Raw genomic sequence first — 1,054 nt, forward strand, 5'->3', positions numbered from 1 at the left:
TTTCCTACTATGCTGATATATTTAGGCAAAAGATAGTACTGTGCTTCATTCAGCTTACGACCCAAAAGAAAGATGTTCAATAACTTTTAAAAACCCAAGTTTTTCTCTACTTCTTTACTTGTTTTTGGTAATGCCATTCCCTTTTTCCAAATTAAAATTTTATCATTTGGTGTGCCGTAATATATTGTTTTTATTTCCATTCCACGGTAATCCTCCTGATTTTTAATATCTATAAAATCATATCCTTTTTCTAATTCATATGGAGGCTGTTCATCTGCTTTTTCCTTAATAATCGGGCGTAATGGAGTCACAAAAAGATTCCCTTCGTTATCAGCATCATATTTTATTGTGTTTAAACTATACCCATCGTTTATTTCAGCATAAAAAACAATTATGCCATTTTCCATTTCACTTACCTCTCTAATTTCCACTACATCTGTAGATACACTGATAATTTTCCATTCGAATAAACCAACATATCCTAAAATGATTATGCTTATTAATAAAGCACTTAGTATTCCACCTTTTATAAAAGACTTCAACCGTTTTCTTCTCCATGAAGCAGATATATTCTTTAGGACATTTACATCCTTCCTATTTTCAACAATCGTTTTTTCTGGAACATGAATTTCATCTTTAAGTTTCTCTAATTCCATTTTACAGTTATGACACTCCCGAAGATGTTCTTCTACCATTTTTTTGCTATCATCACTGCATACATTATCGTAATACAACGGCAGTATATCTTTAATTATTTCACAAGATATTTTTCTTCCTTTGTCCATTTCCTACTCCTCCTGTAACAAGTCCCGAATCTTACGTTTAGCTCTGTGATAGGTGACTCTCGCCCAGCTTTCCGTTTTCTCAAAAATTTCACTTATTTCTTTAAAAGAAAGCTCGCCAAATACTCTTAATGTAAAAACTTCTTTATAGGGTTCTTCTAAGTGAGGTAAGACCTTATGCAGGCGAAAATTATCTTCTTTTCTTAGTATCATTTCTTCCATACTCTTCTGGCTTACTTGTTCAGGTATTTCATTTGTATCAAACCTTTTTT

Annotated in this window: 2 protein-coding genes; both read right to left on the reverse strand. The window is 32.1% G+C overall.

Annotation, left to right across the window (positions count from 1 at the left end):
• Nucleotides 1-86: 86 nt before the first annotated feature.
• Entirely contained in the window at nucleotides 87-785 is a 699-nt protein-coding gene (locus AB0G52_RS41360; protein ID WP_361344512.1) for a zf-HC2 domain-containing protein, read from the reverse strand.
• Between the two features lie 3 nt (nucleotides 786-788).
• On the reverse strand, nucleotides 789-1,054 hold a 266-nt coding region (locus AB0G52_RS41365), incomplete at its 5' end, for a sigma-70 family RNA polymerase sigma factor (RefSeq protein WP_361344515.1).

This window comes from Streptomyces sp. NPDC021562, assembly GCF_040640875.1.
GTDB lineage: Bacteria > Actinomycetota > Actinomycetes > Streptomycetales > Streptomycetaceae > Streptomyces.